The organism is Bradyrhizobium sp. USDA 223 (assembly GCF_044909005.1).
Taxonomy (GTDB): domain Bacteria; phylum Pseudomonadota; class Alphaproteobacteria; order Rhizobiales; family Xanthobacteraceae; genus Bradyrhizobium; species Bradyrhizobium yuanmingense.
The window spans coordinates 5,554,756-5,572,047 of the sequence record NZ_JBIYDR010000001.1 but is presented as its reverse complement, the minus strand read 5'-3'; the positions used below and the strand labels follow the sequence as shown (position 1 = coordinate 5,572,047).

Here is a 17,292-nt window from a genome sequence, read left to right as displayed (position 1 = left end):
GTTGCGCCGCCGCGCGGCGGCGCTAATATCGCGGTATGCGCGCGACGAAGATCGCGCCGATCTGCGGAGGAAGCTGATGTCCATCTCGGGCAAGGTCGATCCGGTGGTGCGTCCCGTGGCGGCGGTCGACATCGCCGAGGCGCTGGCCCTGGGCCTGCGCGATTTCCAGGCGCTGCCGCTCTACGGTCTCTGCTTCGGCGCGCTCTATGCCGCCGGCGGCATCGTCATCATGCTCTGTCTCACCGCCCTCGGCATGGTCTACCTGGTCTATCCCCTCGCTGCCGGTTTTGCGCTGATCGGACCGTTCGTTGCGATCGGCCTCTACGAGGTCAGCCGGCGCCGCGAGCGCGGCAAGCCGGTCTCGTTCGCTGCGATCTGGTCCGCGATCCGCTCGCGCAGCGAGATCGGCTGGATGGCCTTCGTGACGTTGTTCGTGTTCGTGGTCTGGATGTACCAGGTGCGGCTCCTGATCGCGCTGCTGCTCGGCCTCAACGCCTCGTTCTCGAGCTTGCAGGAGTTCATGACGGTGGTGCTGACGACCAGCGAGGGCCTCTTGTTCCTGGCCATCGGCAACGCGGTCGGGGCCGTGCTGTCGCTGATCCTGTTCTCGCTGACCGTGGTGTCGTTCCCGCTGCTGCTCGATCGCGAGGTCGATTTCGTCACGGCCATGGTGACGAGCGTGCGCGCGGTGGTGACGAGCCCGCTGCCGATGATCTCGTGGGCCGCATTGATCGTGATGCTGTTGATCGTCTCGGCGCTGCCCTATTTTCTCGGGCTGGTGGTCACGCTGCCGGTGCTCGGGCATGCGACATGGCACCTGTACCGCCGGTTGGTGGCGCCGGTGTAGGCCGTCGCCCCCGCGAAGGCGGGGGGCCCATAACCCCAGGGAGAAGTTGGGGCGCGAAGTCGTAACCACGAGTCTTCGCCAAACTTCATCCTGTGGTTATGGGTCCGGGGCTCGCGCTTCGCGCGCCCCGGGACGACAGCGGAGATTGCCTCGCTCAAGGCACCTTGATCCCCATCGCCTTCAGCGCCTCCAGCAACCGCACCGGCGGGGACATCTCGATATGCGGCGCCTTGCCGGTCTCCAGCAGGCTCTTCAATCCGGAGAGGATCGCGGGCCAGCCGGTGCGGCCGCCGGAAAGGATGTCGTCGCTGAGCTCGCGATCATGGCGCTGGCTCAGGGTGAGGCGCACGGCTTCGCCGGCCTGCTCGATCTCGTAGGTGACAATGGTGGTGCCGAGCTTTTCCACGAGGTCCGGCCAATTGACGTTCCAGCTCACCGTCAGCCTCCTCGGCGGATCGTATTCGAACACTTCACCGCGGATGTGCTCGGAGCCGTCGGGCGCATGCACGACGAAACTGCCGCCGAGCTTCGGCTCCATCTCCACCGCAAAGCCGGAAAAATATTTGCGGCTGAACTCGGCGGACGTCAGCGCCTCCCACACCTTCTCCGGCGTCGAGGCGATGTAGATGGTGTAGACGATCAGCGGCTTGAATTGATCGAGGTTCATCGTTCATCAAATCCTTCGTTGAGCGGACTCACTCGTTGCCGTTCTCCAACTGACGTTTCAGCTCGTTGAGCGCGGCGAGCCTGCTGCGTTCGAACTTCCTGATCCAACGTTCGCCGATCTGATGGATCGGCACCGGGTTGAGGTAGTGCAGCTTCTCGCGTCCATGCCTGATGGTGGTGATGAGGTTCGCTTCCTCCAGGATGGAAAGGTGCTTGGTGACGGCCTGTCGCGTCATCGCAAGCCCCTCGCAGAGCTCGTTCAGTGTCTGGCCGTTCCTGGCGTGAAGCCTGTCGAGCAGTGAACGTCGCGAGCTATCCGCGAGCGCCTTGAAGACCTCATCCATGGCGGTGAGAATAGGCAACTAAATGGTTGCGTGTCAAGATGGAACGGCTCACGCGACTTCCGTTCCAGCTTCGGCCATGCATTAATGCGTCCGAACCGCAGCGAGTCCTCCCATGATGTCCATGCAAGCCTACCTCGCCTTCGTCGCCGCCTGCATTGCGCTGGCGCTGCTGCCGGGGCCGATCGTCACCCTCGTCATCGCCAATGGCCTGCGCCACGGCACGCGTGCGGCGCTCATCAACGTGGCCGGCGCGCAGGCCGGGCTTGCCATCGTCATCGGCATCGTTGCGATCGGCCTGACCTCGCTGATGGCGACCATGGGCTACTGGTTCGACTGGGTGCGCTTTGCCGGCGCCGCATATCTGATCTGGCTCGGCATCAAGCTGATCTGGGAGCCGGTCGAAGGCGTCGATGTCGACGCGCCGCCTCCGCCGCCGCGCGGCGGCTTCTTCCTGCAGGGATTCCTGGTGCTGCTGTCGAACCCCAAGGTGCTGGTGTTCTTCGGCGCTTTCATCCCGCAATTCATGGACATGAGCCAGCCGCATTTCCCGCAGGTCGCGCTGCTGGGTGCCACCTTCATGGTGACGGCGGTGATGACCGACGCGCTCTACGCGATTGCCGCCGGGCGCGCCCGAAAATTCTTCTCGGCGCGGCGCACGCGAATGGTGTCGCGCATCTCAGGCGGCTTCATGATCGGCGGCGGCATCTGGCTGGCACTGACGCGGGCGAAGTGACCGCTTAACTCATTCCCTGCTCGCGTAGCGCGGCCTCGATCTCGCGCAGGATCCGCGCCAGCCGCTCGGCCCATTGCTGCTGGCCGCTCTCCTCGGCGATCAGGTCCTGGCGGATCTCGATGCCGGTGTTGACGAGGCCGCGCGCCTCGCCGTGGATTGGAATCGTGTAGTCGGTGATGTCGCTCACCGCATAAGGCTGGTTGTCCCCGACGACGAGCGCGCTCTCGGCCCGCAAATGCTGCAGCATCAGCCGCGGCAGCACGGTGTCGCGGTGATACAGCGTGCCGATGTGCCAGGGCCGCGGCTCGCCGTAAAAGACCGGCGTGAAGCTGTGCAGCGCCACCAGCACCGTCGGCTTGCCCGCCTCGACGCGCGCATCGATCGCAGCGCCAATCCGGCGGTGATAGGGATCGAAGATCTCGCGCCGGCGCATCTCCTTGGCCGCCGCCGAGACATCCTCGTTGCCGGGGATGGCGGTCGCCTCGGAAATCATGGGAATCGAGCTTGCGACGCCCGGCGGGCGGTTGCAGTCGATCACGAGGCGCGAATAGCGCTGCGCGATCAGATGCGCATCGAGCATCGCCGCGAGCCGCTCGGCGACGCCGGCGATGCCGATGTCCCAGGCAATGTGCCTGACGAGATCGCTGTCCGCGACGCCGAGATCGCCGAGCGCGCGCGGCAGCACCCGTCCGTAATGGTCGGCGGTGAGCAGGAACGGCGATGTCCCTGCCGCATTCACCTCATGCACGGGCGGAATGTCGCCCTCGCCGAGCAGCTGGTCGGTTGCGTCGGCTATGTCCAAAGCCATCCTGATTTGCCTATGGAATGACAAACTGTGTAAACGGAGTAGCGGTATCGCACCGATGCCGCAACGTTGGAACGGCATGAGCTCGGATAGACTTTTCGTTTACGGCACCCTGATGCGCGGCTTCGACCACCCCATGGCGCGGCTGCTCGCCGGCCATGCGGAATTCATCAGTGAAGCCACCTGCCGCGGCCGGCTCGTTCTGGTGAAGCACTATCCGGGATTGCTGCTCTCCGAGGCGCCGACCGACATCGTCCATGGCGAGTTGTTTCAGCTGCGCGTGCCGGACGAGCTCCTGCGCGAACTCGACATGTACGAGGCCTGCGGCGAGGGCTTTCCCGAGCCGACGGAATATCTGCGACAGATGATCGAGGTGACGCTGCCCGACGGCGCCACCGGGAAGGCCTGGACCTACGTCTACAATTGGCCCGTCACCGATCTGCCGCGCATCGCATCCGGGCGCTTCCTGGAGCATTAAAGGCTTGATGAAATTAGGTTCGATTGTTGCAACGACGGAGGTGGCTCCCTCTCACGCTTGCGGGAGAGGGCTGGGGAGAGGGTGCTTCCGCAATGGGACAATCCCCAAGAGGAGAAAGCCCTCACCCGGCGCTTCGCGCCGACCTCTCCCGCTTGCGGGAGAGGTGAGCGAGCCGCGGCAATCGATCCAGCCTAAAGCCATCCCGCTTTCAAGCCGACAGCACTTCCTTCACCACGCGCACGTCGACCTCGCGCTCGACATAGGTCCATTCCTCGGTCCGCCGCAGCATCGCCACCAGCTCCTCGAACAGCGAGGCGTTCGCGGGCGCGAATTCGAACCAAGTCAGGAAATCGAAGGGGCCGCCGAGATCACGGCAATGATAGAGCTGGCGCGCGATCGCGGGCAGAAAACGAAGACTGCTGGCAATGTGGTGCGACTTGTCCTCGAAAATCTTGCGGCGCTCTTCCTGGGTCAGCTCCCACCAGGCCTGCGACTTGCGGATCGGGATCAGCGCCGCGCTGGTGGCCTCCAGCCGGCCGAGGCCGGCCTGCACGGCGACGAGTTGCTGCTTCTCAGGCCTTTCGGTGTAGCGCAGGCTGCTGGCGACGCCGACCAGCCGCCAGGCATTGCGCGAGGGCACCAGCGGCAACGAGACGGCCTCGCTGTCGGTCACCGACAGCGCCGGCACGAAGGGCAGGGACTCGCCCGTCACAGGCGAGAGCGAGGTCACCCGCCAACCCCCGGTCTGGCCGCCCCGAAAGGTCCTGAACATGGCGGTATGGAAGCGTGGAACCGGGCGCGGTTCAAGCTTTCTGTCATTCCGGGGCGCGCGCAGCGCGAGCCCGGAGTCCATTTCTCCCCGCATTCCGGCGGCGCAATGGATTCCGGGCTCGCCCCTTGCGGGGGGCGCCCCGGAATGACGGCCCTGTGCATAGGTCGAATAAGCCGGATAAGCCCGACAAACCTGGCCCTTGACCGGGTCGTCCCTATATCCCTGATCCTTCGCCCGACTCAAACGCTCGGCTAAACTCGCCCCATGCGCTTCACACCCCAGTTCCTCGACGAGCTTCGTGCCCGGCTTTCGGTCTCCGAGGTCGTGGGCAAGCGCGTCAAGCTGAAGAAGGCCGGGCGCGAGTGGAAGGGGCTGTCGCCGTTCCAGCAGGAGAAGACGCCGTCCTTCTACGTCAACGACCAGAAGGGTTTTTATCACGACTTCTCCTCGGGCAAGCACGGCGACATCATCAGCTTCGTGATGGAGACCGACGGCCTGCCGTTCGCGGAAGCCGTGGAGCGGCTCGCCAACATGGCGGGCCTGCCGCTGCCGGCGGTGACGCCCAACGCCGCGCGCGAGGAGCAGCGGCGGCGCTCGCTGCATGACGTGATGGATCTCGCGGCGAAATTCTTCGCCGAGACGCTGGCCTCGCGCGTGGGCGCGAAAGCGCGCGGCTATCTCGCCGATCGCGCCATTTCGCCAGCGACGCAATTGCAGTTCCGCCTCGGCTATGCCCCGCCCGATCGCTTCGCGCTGAAGGAGCATCTCGGCAAGCTCGGCGTCTCCGTCGAGGACATGATCGAGACCGGCCTGTTGATCGGCGGCGACGACATCCCCGTTCCCTACGATCGCTTCCGCGATCGCGTGATGTTTCCGATCACCGATCTGCGCGGCCGTGTCATCGCCTTCGGCGGGCGTGCGCTGGAGAAGGACGTTCCGGCCAAGTACCTGAACTCGCCGGAGACGCCGCTCTTCCATAAGGGCGACAATCTCTACAATCACCAGACTGCGCGCAAAGCCACCCATGACGGCAGCCCGCTGATCGTGGTCGAAGGCTATGTCGACGTCATCGCCATGGTCACCGCCGGCTTTGCCGGCAGCGTCGCGCCGCTCGGCACCGCACTCACCGAGAGCCAGCTCGCGCTGCTCTGGAAGATGGCGGACGAGCCGATCCTCTGCTTCGACGGCGACCGCGCCGGACAGAAGGCGGCGTATCGTGCTGCGGACCTTGCCTTGCCGTTCCTCGCGCCCGGCAAGAGTCTTCGCTTTGCGCTGCTGCCGGAAGGGCAGGACCCCGACGATCTCGTGCGCTCCGGCGGGCGCGGTGCGATCGAGGAGGTGATCGGCGCTGCCCGTCCGCTCGCCGACATGATCTGGTCGCGCGAGCTCGAGGGCGGCAATTTCGCAACGCCCGAGCGGCGCGCCGCGCTTGAAGCCCGCATCAGGGAGCTCACGGGCGGCATCCGCGACGAGGTGGTGCGGCGCTATTATCGCGACGAATTCGTCGAGCGGCTGCAGCGCACCTTCGCGCCCGAAGGCGGGCGCGGCTTTGGCGGCCGGGGCAATTTCCGCCCCGGTGGCGGCCGCCCGTTCCAGCCGCGGGGCGGGGCGAATCGATTCGGCGGACAAGGGTTCGGCGGCCGTCGCGGCGCCCCGGGTCCGACCCCGCTGCCCTCCGGCCCCTACCAGGCAGCGAGCCCGCAGCTGGCGGCAAGCCCGATCCTGCGGGGCCAGCGCAGCGCCATCTCCCGCCGGGAGGCGCTGATCCTGCAATCCCTGATCAACCACCCCTGGCTGCTGCACGAGCATTTGGAGGAGGTCGCCGCCCTGGAGCTGGCCCATCCGGAGGCCCACAAGCTCCGGGCCGCCATCATCGCCGCCTTCGCCAACGACCATCACCATTCGCCGGACCCCGGCGAGCAGGCCGAAAAGATGCGCGGCGACCTCGCAAAGGGCGGATTTTCTCAAACTCTTCAAAGGGTTGAGAATGTCATCACGACCCAGGCGGTGTGGGCCGCCCGCGAGGGCGCGGCGCGGGACGACGTTCTTGCCACTTGGCACCAGCTGGTTGCCTTGCATCGGCAATGGCATTCACTACTTAGAGAGCTGAAAGACGCCGAGCTGGCCTTGGGGGAGGATCCCAGCGAGGCCAATTTGGCGTGGCTGCGTGACGTCAAGGCTCGGATAGGGGAAGTCGACGGTACCGAGGCCCTGATCGAGGGTTTTGGCGAGCTGTCGGGCCGGCTCCAGAAGAGCATGTGATGAAAGAATCATGCGGACGGCCACGGCTGGAACCGCTAAAAGACTCGCCAAATCCTAGGTTTGGCGGCAAAAACAGGGTTAATCGAGGCTTAACGGTCTTGTAGCACTTTGGCCCAGAGGCGGCCGCAGGCATAACAGACGCGTCAGGAATGAATCCGCGCAATCGCTGTTGGCACTACACCTGCATCCGCCGCGACAAAGAGGCTGACGAAGCGTTAGGCAATTCCGGCGAGAGAGAGTTGGGGGTGGCGAGAGGTTTGTGCGCCGCCCTTTCCGTGTCGAGAGCTGCCGAAGCGAGAGCGTCGAGCAACAGGTTCATGTGAATTCACGCGAAGGCGCGGGCATGCGTCTCGCATGAAGCGCGTTTAGGAGCAATGGATGGCCACCAAGGCAAAGACGCTGCAGGCGAAGGACAAGGAAAAAGACGACAAGGCAGCGGATGCGCCGGAGAAGGATTCCCAGGACGCGCCCTCGCCCTTGCTCGACCTGTCCGATGCGGCCGTGAAGAAGATGATCAAGCAGGCCAAGAAGCGCGGCTTCGTGACCTTCGATCAGCTCAACGAAGTCTTGCCGTCCGACCAGACCTCGCCCGAACAGATCGAGGACATCATGTCGATGCTCTCGGACATGGGCATCAACGTCACCGAAGCCGACGACACCGAAGGCGAGGAAGAGAAGGACGAGGGCGACGACGAGACCGATAACGAGCTCGTCGAGGTCACCCAGAAGGCCGTCACCGAGGTCAAGAAGAGCGAGCCGGGCGAGCGCACCGACGATCCCGTGCGCATGTATCTGCGCGAGATGGGCACGGTCGAGCTGCTCTCCCGCGAAGGCGAAATCGCGATCGCGAAGCGCATCGAGGCCGGCCGCGAGGCGATGATCGCGGGCCTCTGCGAAAGCCCACTGACATTCCAGGCCATCATCATCTGGCGCGACGAGCTCAACGAGGGCAAGATCTTCCTCCGCGACATCATCGATCTCGAAGCGACCTATGCCGGCCCGGACGCCAAGGGCGGCATGAACGCCGCAATGATTGCAGGTCCCAATGGCGAGGGCGGCGAAGCGCCCGCCGAGGGCGGCGAAGCCACGGCGTCTGCAGCCGCACCCGCCCATGTCGCGCCGCCCGCCGCGCCTCCGTCGCCGACCCCGTTCCGCGCCGCGCCGGCCGGCGGCGGTGCTGATGCCGGCGAGGAGAAGGATCCGGGCGAGGCCGCGGCCGAATCCGACATGGACGACGACGAGTTCGAGAACCAGATGTCGCTCGCGGCGATCGAGGCCGAGCTCAAGCCGAAGGTGGTCGAGATCTTCGACCGCATCGCCGACAGCTACAAGAAGCTGCGCAAGCTTCAGGAGCAGGACATCCAGAACCAGCTTCAGAACGAGTCGCTCTCGCCGCACCAGGAGCGCAAGTACAAGAAGCTGAAGGACGAGATCATCGTCGAGGTGAAGTCGCTGCGCCTCAACCAGGCGCGTATCGATTCGCTCGTCGAGCAGCTCTACGACATCAACAAGCGCCTCGTCTCGCACGAGGGCCGCCTGATGCGCCTTGCCGACAGCCACGGCGTCGCGCGCGAGGACTTTCTGCGCAACTACACCGGCTCTGAGCTAGACCCGCGCTGGCTCAACCGCGTCTCGAAGCTCTCGGCCAAGGGCTGGAAGAACTTCGTCCACCACGAGAAGGACCGCATCAAGGACCTCCGCCACGAGGTGCATCAGCTCGCCGCGCTGACCGGCCTCGAGATCGTCGAGTTCCGCAAGATCGTGCACTCCGTGCAGAAGGGCGAGCGCGAGGCCCGCCAGGCCAAGAAGGAGATGGTGGAAGCCAACCTCCGTCTCGTGATCTCGATCGCCAAGAAGTACACCAACCGCGGCCTGCAGTTCCTCGATCTGATCCAGGAAGGCAACATCGGCCTGATGAAGGCGGTCGACAAGTTCGAGTACCGCCGCGGCTACAAGTTCTCGACCTACGCCACGTGGTGGATTCGGCAGGCGATCACCCGCAGCATCGCGGACCAGGCCCGCACCATCCGCATCCCCGTGCACATGATCGAGACGATCAACAAGATCGTGCGCACGAGCCGGCAGATGCTCAACGAGATCGGCCGCGAGCCGACCCCGGAAGAGCTCGCCGAAAAGCTCGGCATGCCCCTGGAGAAGGTCCGCAAGGTCCTCAAGATCGCCAAGGAGCCGCTGTCGCTGGAGACGCCGGTCGGTGACGAAGAGGATTCACATCTCGGCGATTTCATCGAGGACAAGAACGCGATCCTGCCCATCGACGCGGCGATCCAGTCCAACCTGCGCGAGACCACCACGCGCGTCCTCGCCTCGCTCACCCCGCGCGAAGAGCGCGTGCTCCGCATGCGCTTCGGCATCGGTATGAACACGGATCATACGCTGGAAGAGGTGGGACAGCAGTTCAGCGTGACGCGCGAGCGTATCCGCCAGATCGAAGCGAAGGCGCTGAGGAAGCTGAAGCATCCGAGCAGGTCGCGGAAGCTGCGGAGCTTCTTGGATAATTGATCCGAATTTCAATCGGAACGAAAACGGCGGGCCAACAGCCCGCCGTTTTTCTTTGACCCGGCTCTCGCCCCGTCATTGCGAGGAGCGCTTGCGACGAAGCAATCCAGGCTGCAGTTTGTACTCACCAGGGCGATTGCCCGACCCATGTCCGCTTCCAACAGCAACGAAAGAGCGGACGGTGCCCGACTTCCGAGATGGGCCAAAAGCGGTCAATGAACACTTCTCATTCGATCACTTCGTCGGCCCGTGCAAGTAGCTGCTCAGAGAACACTACTCCGATTTCCTTTCCAGCCGCGCGATTGATGATGAGCTCGAACTTTGTCGGCTGATAAAACGGAATGTCGGCCGGCTTTGAGCCCCTAAGAACTTGGTCAATGGCACCGGCGGCACGCCGAAAAATCTCAACCAGATCGATCCCATAAGCTACCAGCCCGCCGGCTTCCACAAACGAACGAAACGGGTAAATGGTCGGCAATCGGGACTTTGCCGCCAGCTCGACGATTAGTTTTCGCATTGTAATGTGCTCCGGACTGCCGTCGACGAAGAGCGCATCGGCACCTGTCAGCGACATTGTCGCAATGAGATTTCGGTATTCTTCCTCACTCCCATTATCTACATAAGAGGGGCCCACAACGGTGATCCCGGCGTTATCGGCCGCGTCACGCATTGCGGCTGCCTCCGGATTTGCTCTTGTAGCTAAAATGCCGAGTTTTGATATCTTAGGAGCAATCTCCCTCAGAATCTCGATGCGTTTTGCCCAAAGCTCTAAGCCGGGATCGACGGTAACGCCAGTAATGTTTCCGCCCGGCCGAGCGATGCTGGCCGCAATGCCGTGACCCACGGGGTCGCTGGTCATGGCAACGATGGGGACTGTTGGCGTTGCGTGCTTCATGGCAAGGACCAGAGAAACGCTAATCGCAAAAACAACGTCTGGATTGAGAGCTGCGGCATCGCCCGCAAGCTTAGGATAACCATCAACGCGACCTTCTCCGGAGAAGCGTTCAATAAATAGATTGCTCCCTTCCACATATCCAAGACGACGAAGTTCCCTGAAGAACTCCCGGTAATAGCGAAAGCGGCTAAGTTCGTTTAGCTCTGTTACGGGGTGCGATGGATGCAATATCGCCATCCGGTGCACTTTACTAGGTTGCCCGTGTGCCACAGCAGGCAGCATGGATGCTACACCAACAAACGCAATGAAATCGCGTCGTCGCATGTGTCCCTCCCAGTGCCAGGGCTGCACTGAGACAATGTAGCAGATCCCAGTCCGGATGTCCCTTTTGGGTCAAAATCGGCTGCGGAGCGGCCCTACCGTTTGTCTGGCCTACCCCCAAGAGCAGACGCGACGGCAATCAGGCTCAAGGCCAGCAACGGGCCAACGGCGGTCATGGCGCCTGACTGCATGGCAGGCTAGTTGTTATAGAGTCCTCGCCTTAGGGGCAGCTTGGAGAATTGCACGTTGACACGATCCAGAAGGTTGATAGTCGCTCTAGGTATCTTTCTGGCGTCAGTGGGCGCCGTGGTGCTCGGGCGTATGGCCTATGTCGAGGCGTTCGGCAGCGATGAGATGGATTACCGTGGCGAGAAGATCCGGCTGTCAAAGAAGTATGTCGATTACGACGACTACAAGAACGATCCGGCCAACCTTGCAGCATCGGAAATTCCGCGCGTCGAGAAGCTGATGACAGATGCGAAGGTTGGCCCGGATTTCGCGGACTGGCACGACGTCGCGCGTCAGCTCAGCAATATCAAGTTTCCGGGCTACGGCATGGGAAGCGATGACGACGTTGTCGCCGTTGGACGAGAGTTTGCCGTCCGCTTCATGGAAATCCCGCAAGTCGCCAAGGAACGCTATTTCGTTCTGGAAAAGCTGGAAGGGGGAAGGTTTCGTCTGGCTGATGATTTTGTGGCGCCGCGCGACCCTGGGTCGGCCTTCGCGCGGATATCCTCCATTCGCCTCGCTGACGACAGACTGATTTATGCCGACCGCAATGGCAGGGTTGTCCGCGCGACGCCCGTAGCACGCTAAGGCGCCGACTTACATTCCATCTGCCCCTCACCAGGAATAGAATTCGCTTTGGGTCAAAAGCGGTCGGCTATGGAATGAAGAGGCTCGCCACGCCGGGTGACTGAGGAGTCCTCGGATGACGGCCCGCCTACTTCTTCTTCGCCCCCACCCGTTCGATCCGCTTGATCTCCAGCGCCGGCTTGCCGCTCTTCTCCGCGATCTCGCGGTCCTGCTCCATGATGAAGGCGCGGGCGGGTTCGTCGCCGTCGAGGCCGCCGAGCAGCTCGGCCGGCACGCGGCGGTTGGAGCGTTGGGACTCGTCGGCGTAGACGACGTTGAAGAAGGCGAATTCGCCTTTGGGGTTGGTTCCGGGTTTTTTGGCCATGGCGGCTTGTCCTCGATCAGGACGCCGCAGTCAAATGACTTTAGGGCAATGACTTTCGGGCAAATGACTTTCGAGATCGTCGCCAGCCCCTTCAATACATGCCCTTGAATAAACGGCGGGCCGAAGCCCGCCGTTTATCGCTTCAGCGTCGCCCGGGGCTGGCAGGGGCGACAACCTGAGATAGAAGGCTATCGCCTGCGCTCTGCGATGGCAAGGCCAATCGTCGCGTGACGATGTCGCAGCACGCGCATCAGATATGCAGCTGACGGCCATCGTGAATTTCCCACAATCTCGAAAAGCAGATGCGGCGGATCGTCGAAGTACTTTGTTCATCTTGCCGCGCCCTCGAAAGCGCGGCGAGAGCCCCTAGGCGTCAACGGCTGCAATCTGCGATGTTGCCACAATAGCACTGTTTTGCCCGACGGTCAAGGTCGTTTCGGAAAAATAGCAAACGCCATCGCTTGACGTCTACTGTGCATGGGGTTGTTTTGCAGTTTTTGTTTCGGCGCCGGGTAGCGGACACCGCTATGATCGATCCGGTCGCTTTGACGCGAATCCCGTTCCCGGGCATGATCCTCAGCGCTGCTTCGCTGGGATTCCTGGGGGATTGCTCCACATGCTGAGACTGCTTCTCGCCGCTGCCTTCGTCGTGCTTCTCTCCGGCGGGGCGGCGCAGGCCGCCCGCTGCGGCGGCGATTTCAACGGCTTCATCGCCAGCATGGCGCAGGAGGCGCAGGCCGCCGGCGTCTCGGGGAGTGTGACCAATGCGGCGCTCGGTGGCGTGACACCCGACCCTGCGGTTCTCGCCTTTGACCGGCGCCAGCGCTACACCTTCAACAAGACCTTCGAGCAGTACGTCGCGACCCGCGTCGGCCCGGGCCGCATCAATGGCGGGCGCGCGATGCTGCAGCGGCATGCCGCGCTGCTGTCGCGCGTCGAGCAGAAGTTCGGCGTGCCCCGTTATATCCTCGTCGCGATCTGGGGGCTCGAGAGCGATTTCGGCAAGGGCGACACCGGCAAGCTGCCGGTGGTCCGCACGCTGGCGACGCTCGCGCATGATTGCCGCCGCACCGATCTGTTCCAGGGCGAGCTGCTGGCCGCGCTCAAGATCGTACAACGCGGCGACCTGCAGCTGCGCGACATGATCGGCGCCTATGCAGGCGAGATCGGCCAGACCCAGTTCTTGCCGTCGTCCTACATCAAGTACGGCGTCGATTTCGACGGCGACGGCCATGTCGACCTCCGCCACAGCATCCCCGACGTGCTCGCCTCGACCGCGAACCTGTTGCACACGAGCGGCTTCAAGATGGGCCAGCCCTATGGCGAGGGAACGTCGAACTTCGAGGCGATGCGTGAGTGGAACAGGGCGGTGGTCTATCGCAAGACGATCGGCTATTTCGCGGACCGGCTGATGGGGCAGTGACGGCGGCACTCCGCCGGCCACATCCGTCATTGCGAGCGCAGCGAAGCAATCCAGAATCGCAGAGACAGTCTGGATTGCTTCGTCGCAAGGGCTCCTCGCAATGACGGCGGAGAGACACGTCTCTCCCAGCCTACGTCCCCTTCGCCATCTTCTCCAGCTTCCGCTGCAAGGGCGCCCAATAGGTTCCCGGGCGGAAACGCTGCAGCAGGTCCATGAAGCGGGCGTCGTTGCCGATCAGGATGCGCGGCTCGTTCCGCTCGATGCCCCTGATGATGCGCAGTGCCGCGTCCTTCGGCGAGGTCTTCGCCGCGTTCTCGAACCGTTCGATCGATTGCGCGCGGCGGGCATTGTCGGTGATGCCGACGCCGGTGCGGGCGTTGCGCGCGATCGCGGTGGCGATGCCGCCGGGATGCACGACCGACAGCTTCACCGGGCTGCCCGCGACGCTGAGCTCGTGCCGCACGCTCTCGGAGAAGCCGCGCACCGCGAACTTCGCCGCGGCATAGGCCGATTGGCCCGGCGGGGCGATGATGCCGAAGATCGAGGAAAGGTTGACGATGTGGGCCTCGCTCATCGTCTTCAGGTGCGGCAGGAAGGCGCGCGTGCCGTGCACCACGCCCCAGAAATTGATGTCGAACAGCCAGTCCATCTGGGCCTGGTCGATCTCCTCGAACGTGCCCATCAGCGCAACGCCGGCATTGTTGACGACGATGCCGAGGGCGGGATGCGCGGCGATGGCCTCGCGCGCGAACTGCACGACGTCGTCGGGCTCGCCGACGTCGACGTGATGCAGGCTGACCTTGCGCGCTGTTCCGATCTCTGCTCCGAGCGCCTTCAATCCGCCCTCGTCGCGATCGGCCAGCGCGAGGTCGCAGCCGCGCTGCGCGAGCTCGATGGCCAGCGCCCGGCCGATGCCGCTCGCCGCTCCCGTGATGGCGGCGGCGCCCCGAATCGTCGTCATGATGTTCCCCGTCAAGCCCCTGATGCGGGAACTATGCTTTACATTTTTTCAGAATGGAACCGAACCGTATCCGGCCTCCGTTTTTAACATTCGTTATGGAGGCATGCATGAGGAGCCGCCGATGGGACAAGCGACGCCATTTCGCGCGACTGCGCTGATTGTTGAAGACGACGCCATGCAGCGGGAGATGCTTTGCGTCCTGCTGGAGGAGAGCGGTTACCAGGTCATCCAGTGCGAAAGCGCCGAGGCCGCCGAGCGCGTGCTCGACAGGAACGCCGGCGCGCTCTGCCTGATGCTGACCGACGTCCAGCTTGCCGGCCGCATGAACGGCGTCGAGCTCGCACATGTCGCCAAGCACCGCAATCCCAAGCTCGACGTCGTCGTCACGTCGGGACGCCCGTTGAAGCAGCCCTTGCCCGACGGCGCCAAGTTCTGGGCCAAGCCCTGGGCGCCGCTCGACGTGCTGCGCGAGGCCGAGATCGCTCAGCTGTCCTGACGCGCCCGCTTTCTCGCAGCGCCCTGCGGTGATAAGGTCGGACCATGACCTGGTCCTTCCTGCTCACCTCGCTCATCGTCATCGCTTCCCCCGGCACCGGCGTGCTCTACACGCTCGCCGCAGCGCTGACCCGCGGTTCGCGCGCCAGCGTGGCGGCCGCCTTCGGCTGCACGCTCGGCATCGTGCCGCACATGGCGGCGGCGATGCTCGGTCTTGCCGCCGTGCTCCACACCAGCGCGCTCGCCTTCGCCGCGCTGAAATGGTGCGGCGTCGCCTATCTGCTCTATATGTCCTGGCAGGCGCTGCGCGAGACCGGGGCGCTGGCGGTTGGCGGCGACATCCGCGAGCGGTCGAGCAGCCGCGTCATCGTCACCGGCTTCCTGATCAACATCCTCAATCCAAAACTGTCGATCTTCTTTCTCGCCTTCCTGCCGCAATTCATTGCGGCAGACGAGGCCCATGTGCTGGCGCGCATGCTGGAATTGAGCGGCGCCTTCATGGCGATGACCTTTGCGGTGTTCGTCCTCTACGGCTTCTGCGCCGCCGCGGTGCGCGAGCGCGTCATCTCCCGCCCGGCCGTCATGGCCTGGCTGCGCCGCTCCTTTGCCGCCGGCTTCGCCGCGCTCGGCGCCAAGCTGGCCTTGTCGGAGCGGTAGGTCTTCGTCACCTCTCGAAAGGTCTCGTCATGCCCGGGCTTGTCCCGGGCATCCACGTTCTTCGGACCGTGCGGCAAGGCGTGGATGGCCGGGACAAGCCCGGCCATGACGCTGTTAGAGCGGGTACACTTCGAACTCTCGCACAATAAAAAAGCGGGCCTTGCGCCCGCCGCCTGCGATCGATCCGACGCCCGGGCGGAGCTCGCTCCACCCGGGCAAAGAAACAGAAGCCTCGTTACTTCTTCTTCGCCTTCTTGGCCTTTTTCGCCTTCTTCTTCGTCGCCTTCTTCGCTTTCTTAGCCATAGTATCCTCTCAAGGGTTAAATGGTGGAACGCGACACGAGGGTGCTCGGCGGAGGGCCAGCCTCGCAACATCCTCGACGACAAACTCAGCAGATTCGGAGCCGGCTGCCCCGCGTCGTCACATCCGTGTCATCCTGTTATCCACAGCTCAGATGCATTTTCGGGTGATTTTTGGCGCGAATCCGCTCCACGCGTCAGCACGGCCATCGGCCGCGACAGCCTTAACGATCCGGCAATAGCCGCGTGCCGTTCATGAATCCAAAACCAAGGGCGCGTTTTCGCGAGCCGCAGTGAGACTCCATTAAGCGCAACCATCGCATTGTCTTCCGCAAGAAAACGGGGATGGGTCATGGACGGACGGCTGCCGGGATCGGGGGGCGGGACGCTGCGCGTGCTGTACGCGTCATGCTGAACGTACCGACATTGTGGACGGTCTTCGTCGTCAACTTCCTGGCGCTCGGCGTGATCTGGGCCTACGTGACGCGTTCCTATCCGAATTTCGTGGCTGCGCGGTTCTGGATGGCATCGGCCTTCGTCGGTGCCGCCGGCGCGATGACGGCCTTGATCCGTCTGTTCGTCGCCTCTCCCCTGCCGCTGCTGCTCGGCGCCGGCGGCGTCATCGCTGCGAGCTGCCTTGCCGCCATGGGCATTCAGCGCTTCTACGACCGTCCGGTCTCGTGGCGCCTGATGACCGCGACGGGGTGCTTGAGCCTTGTCGGCGTCGTGCTCTTCATGGTCGGCTTCGAGCACATGCAGCTGCGCATGCTGAGCTACACGTTCGGTCAGGCCCTGCCGCTGATGCTGGCGCTGCGTCTGTTGTTGTCGCCGGAAGGCCGCGTCAGCCCGGGCGCCAAGCTGTCCGGCATCGTCATCCTCAGCATCATCGCGATTCTGCTCGCGCGCACCGTGGGCAATATGCTTGGCTATGATCTCTCGGCGCGCGCCGGCGGCCAGGCCCATGCGATCATGGTGCTCGGGCTGCTGTTCCTGTCGATGACCCTTAATTTCGGCTTCCTGTTGATGGCGATGGACAGCTTGCGAGGCGAGGTCGCCGACCTCGCGCTGCTCGACGATCTCACCGGCGTGGCCAACCGGCGGCATCTGCTGAAGCGTCTGTCGGAGGAATGCGCACGGTCGGAGCGCAGCGGTGAGCCGTTCTCGCTGCTGCTGATCGACCTCGACGGCTTCAAGACCATCAACGACACCCACGGCCATGCCGCCGGCGATGCCTGCCTCAGGCACTTCACCCTGACGGCGCAGACGCGACTGCGGCCCGGCGACATGCTCGCCCGCACCGGTGGCGACGAGTTCTGCATCGTGCTGCCGTCCTCGTCGCTGCGCGAGGCTGCCGCGATCGCCCGCCGCGTGCTCGAAGTCTGCCGTCAGGACGCCGCCAGCTGCAGCGGCCGCGACATTCAGATTGCGATCTCGATCGGTGTTGCGGAGTGGGACCGCGGCATCGGGCAATTCCCGGACCGCCTGATGGCCAATGCCGACCACGCCCTCTATGCCGCCAAGAAGAACGGCAAGAACGATTTTGCGGTCTATGACCCCGCCCCGCGGCTGTCGCCCGAGTCTGTCGGGACGGTGAGGACATTCGCGTAAAGCCTGTTAGGCTCGAGGTCGCATGGGA

17 protein-coding genes are annotated in these 17,292 nt (G+C 63.8%); 10 read left to right on the top strand and 7 right to left on the bottom strand.

The features are described from left to right. The first annotated feature begins 76 nt into the window (after positions 1-76). Positions 77-847, top strand: a complete 771-nt coding sequence (locus tag ABIA40_RS25860; RefSeq protein WP_271538891.1) for a DUF2189 domain-containing protein — start codon at positions 77-79, stop codon at positions 845-847. 154 nt (positions 848-1,001) lie between these two features. Here the strand turns inward: ABIA40_RS25860 and ABIA40_RS25855 are convergent, their stop codons facing one another. Beyond that, a complete protein-coding gene (locus ABIA40_RS25855) occupies positions 1,002-1,514 on the bottom strand; it encodes an SRPBCC family protein (protein WP_271538889.1) in 513 nt (170 codons plus the stop codon). Between the two features lie 28 nt (positions 1,515-1,542). Next, the gene (locus tag ABIA40_RS25850) at positions 1,543-1,857 is read right to left on the bottom strand and encodes a helix-turn-helix transcriptional regulator (RefSeq protein ID WP_271539814.1); all 315 of its coding nucleotides are present in this window, start codon (positions 1,855-1,857) and stop codon (positions 1,543-1,545) included. A 112-nt stretch (positions 1,858-1,969) separates the two neighbouring features. On the opposite strand from ABIA40_RS25850, the gene ABIA40_RS25845 reads away from it, so the two are divergent. Then, positions 1,970-2,590, top strand: a complete 621-nt coding sequence (locus ABIA40_RS25845; RefSeq protein WP_081494564.1) for a LysE family translocator — start codon at positions 1,970-1,972, stop codon at positions 2,588-2,590. A gap of 4 nt (positions 2,591-2,594) precedes the next feature. On the opposite strand, the gene ABIA40_RS25840 is transcribed toward ABIA40_RS25845, so the two are convergent. Beyond that, positions 2,595-3,398, bottom strand: coding sequence for an N-formylglutamate amidohydrolase (locus ABIA40_RS25840; RefSeq protein WP_404543875.1), 804 nt, complete (start codon positions 3,396-3,398; stop codon positions 2,595-2,597). 76 nt (positions 3,399-3,474) lie between these two features. On the opposite strand from ABIA40_RS25840, the gene ABIA40_RS25835 reads away from it, so the two are divergent. Further along, the gene (locus ABIA40_RS25835; protein ID WP_271538887.1) at positions 3,475-3,873 is read left to right on the top strand and encodes a gamma-glutamylcyclotransferase; all 399 of its coding nucleotides are present in this window, start codon (positions 3,475-3,477) and stop codon (positions 3,871-3,873) included. 208 nt (positions 3,874-4,081) lie between these two features. Here ABIA40_RS25835 and ABIA40_RS25830 read toward each other — a convergent pair whose 3' ends face one another. Then, positions 4,082-4,645: a chlorite dismutase family protein gene (locus tag ABIA40_RS25830; RefSeq protein ID WP_157285031.1), complete on the bottom strand. Its 564-nt coding sequence runs from the start codon at positions 4,643-4,645 to the stop codon at positions 4,082-4,084. A 264-nt stretch (positions 4,646-4,909) separates the two neighbouring features. Between ABIA40_RS25830 and dnaG the strand changes: the two genes are divergently transcribed. Continuing rightward, a complete protein-coding gene (gene dnaG, locus ABIA40_RS25825) occupies positions 4,910-6,907 on the top strand; it encodes a DNA primase (RefSeq protein ID WP_404543872.1) in 1,998 nt (665 codons plus the stop codon). A gap of 378 nt (positions 6,908-7,285) precedes the next feature. Continuing rightward, complete coding sequence (rpoD, locus tag ABIA40_RS25820) at positions 7,286-9,427, top strand: RNA polymerase sigma factor RpoD (protein WP_157285029.1); 2,142 nt, start codon at positions 7,286-7,288, stop codon at positions 9,425-9,427. Between the two features lie 223 nt (positions 9,428-9,650). Here the strand turns inward: rpoD and ABIA40_RS25815 are convergent, their stop codons facing one another. After that, positions 9,651-10,643, bottom strand: a complete 993-nt coding sequence (locus tag ABIA40_RS25815) for an ABC transporter substrate-binding protein (protein WP_404543870.1) — start codon at positions 10,641-10,643, stop codon at positions 9,651-9,653. 318 nt (positions 10,644-10,961) lie between these two features. On the opposite strand from ABIA40_RS25815, the gene ABIA40_RS25810 reads away from it, so the two are divergent. Continuing rightward, positions 10,962-11,456, top strand: a complete 495-nt coding sequence (locus tag ABIA40_RS25810) for a hypothetical protein (protein WP_404543867.1) — start codon at positions 10,962-10,964, stop codon at positions 11,454-11,456. Between the two features lie 127 nt (positions 11,457-11,583). Here ABIA40_RS25810 and ABIA40_RS25805 read toward each other — a convergent pair whose 3' ends face one another. Next, positions 11,584-11,820, bottom strand: a complete 237-nt coding sequence (locus tag ABIA40_RS25805) for a hypothetical protein (RefSeq protein WP_404543865.1) — start codon at positions 11,818-11,820, stop codon at positions 11,584-11,586. Positions 11,821-12,436: 616 nt separating this feature from the next. Between ABIA40_RS25805 and ABIA40_RS25800 the strand changes: the two genes are divergently transcribed. Further along, positions 12,437-13,243, top strand: coding sequence for a lytic transglycosylase domain-containing protein (locus ABIA40_RS25800; protein ID WP_404543863.1), 807 nt, complete (start codon positions 12,437-12,439; stop codon positions 13,241-13,243). Positions 13,244-13,373: 130 nt separating this feature from the next. Here ABIA40_RS25800 and ABIA40_RS25795 read toward each other — a convergent pair whose 3' ends face one another. After that, a complete protein-coding gene (locus ABIA40_RS25795) occupies positions 13,374-14,204 on the bottom strand; it encodes an SDR family NAD(P)-dependent oxidoreductase (RefSeq protein WP_404543860.1) in 831 nt (276 codons plus the stop codon). A gap of 121 nt (positions 14,205-14,325) precedes the next feature. Between ABIA40_RS25795 and ABIA40_RS25790 the strand changes: the two genes are divergently transcribed. From ABIA40_RS25790 to ABIA40_RS25780, 3 genes are all read left to right on the top strand, one after another. Then, a complete protein-coding gene (locus ABIA40_RS25790) occupies positions 14,326-14,700 on the top strand; it encodes a response regulator (protein ID WP_404543858.1) in 375 nt (124 codons plus the stop codon). Between the two features lie 44 nt (positions 14,701-14,744). After that, the gene (locus ABIA40_RS25785) at positions 14,745-15,356 is read left to right on the top strand and encodes a LysE family translocator (protein ID WP_404543856.1); all 612 of its coding nucleotides are present in this window, start codon (positions 14,745-14,747) and stop codon (positions 15,354-15,356) included. Positions 15,357-16,064: 708 nt separating this feature from the next. Further along, positions 16,065-17,264, top strand: a complete 1,200-nt coding sequence (locus ABIA40_RS25780) for a GGDEF domain-containing protein (RefSeq protein WP_404543853.1) — start codon at positions 16,065-16,067, stop codon at positions 17,262-17,264. The last annotated feature ends 28 nt before the right edge of the window (positions 17,265-17,292 follow it).

Coding starts and splice junctions, on each gene's coding strand:
- ABIA40_RS25780 (WP_404543853.1), top strand. CDS start 16,065: ATGCTGAACGTACCGACATTGTGGACGGTCTTCGTCGTCAACTTCCTG.
- ABIA40_RS25855 (WP_271538889.1), bottom strand. CDS start 1,514: ATGAACCTCGATCAATTCAAGCCGCTGATCGTCTACACCATCTACATC.
- ABIA40_RS25795 (WP_404543860.1), bottom strand. CDS start 14,204: ATGACGACGATTCGGGGCGCCGCCGCCATCACGGGAGCGGCGAGCGGC.
- ABIA40_RS25840 (WP_404543875.1), bottom strand. CDS start 3,398: ATGGCTTTGGACATAGCCGACGCAACCGACCAGCTGCTCGGCGAGGGC.
- rpoD (WP_157285029.1), top strand. CDS start 7,286: ATGGCCACCAAGGCAAAGACGCTGCAGGCGAAGGACAAGGAAAAAGAC.
- ABIA40_RS25805 (WP_404543865.1), bottom strand. CDS start 11,820: ATGGCCAAAAAACCCGGAACCAACCCCAAAGGCGAATTCGCCTTCTTC.
- ABIA40_RS25815 (WP_404543870.1), bottom strand. CDS start 10,643: ATGCGACGACGCGATTTCATTGCGTTTGTTGGTGTAGCATCCATGCTG.
- ABIA40_RS25830 (WP_157285031.1), bottom strand. CDS start 4,645: ATGTTCAGGACCTTTCGGGGCGGCCAGACCGGGGGTTGGCGGGTGACC.
- ABIA40_RS25800 (WP_404543863.1), top strand. CDS start 12,437: ATGCTGAGACTGCTTCTCGCCGCTGCCTTCGTCGTGCTTCTCTCCGGC.
- ABIA40_RS25850 (WP_271539814.1), bottom strand. CDS start 1,857: ATGGATGAGGTCTTCAAGGCGCTCGCGGATAGCTCGCGACGTTCACTG.
- ABIA40_RS25860 (WP_271538891.1), top strand. CDS start 77: ATGTCCATCTCGGGCAAGGTCGATCCGGTGGTGCGTCCCGTGGCGGCG.
- ABIA40_RS25790 (WP_404543858.1), top strand. CDS start 14,326: ATGGGACAAGCGACGCCATTTCGCGCGACTGCGCTGATTGTTGAAGAC.
- ABIA40_RS25835 (WP_271538887.1), top strand. CDS start 3,475: ATGAGCTCGGATAGACTTTTCGTTTACGGCACCCTGATGCGCGGCTTC.
- dnaG (WP_404543872.1), top strand. CDS start 4,910: ATGCGCTTCACACCCCAGTTCCTCGACGAGCTTCGTGCCCGGCTTTCG.
- ABIA40_RS25845 (WP_081494564.1), top strand. CDS start 1,970: ATGATGTCCATGCAAGCCTACCTCGCCTTCGTCGCCGCCTGCATTGCG.
- ABIA40_RS25810 (WP_404543867.1), top strand. CDS start 10,962: ATGGCCTATGTCGAGGCGTTCGGCAGCGATGAGATGGATTACCGTGGC.
- ABIA40_RS25785 (WP_404543856.1), top strand. CDS start 14,745: ATGACCTGGTCCTTCCTGCTCACCTCGCTCATCGTCATCGCTTCCCCC.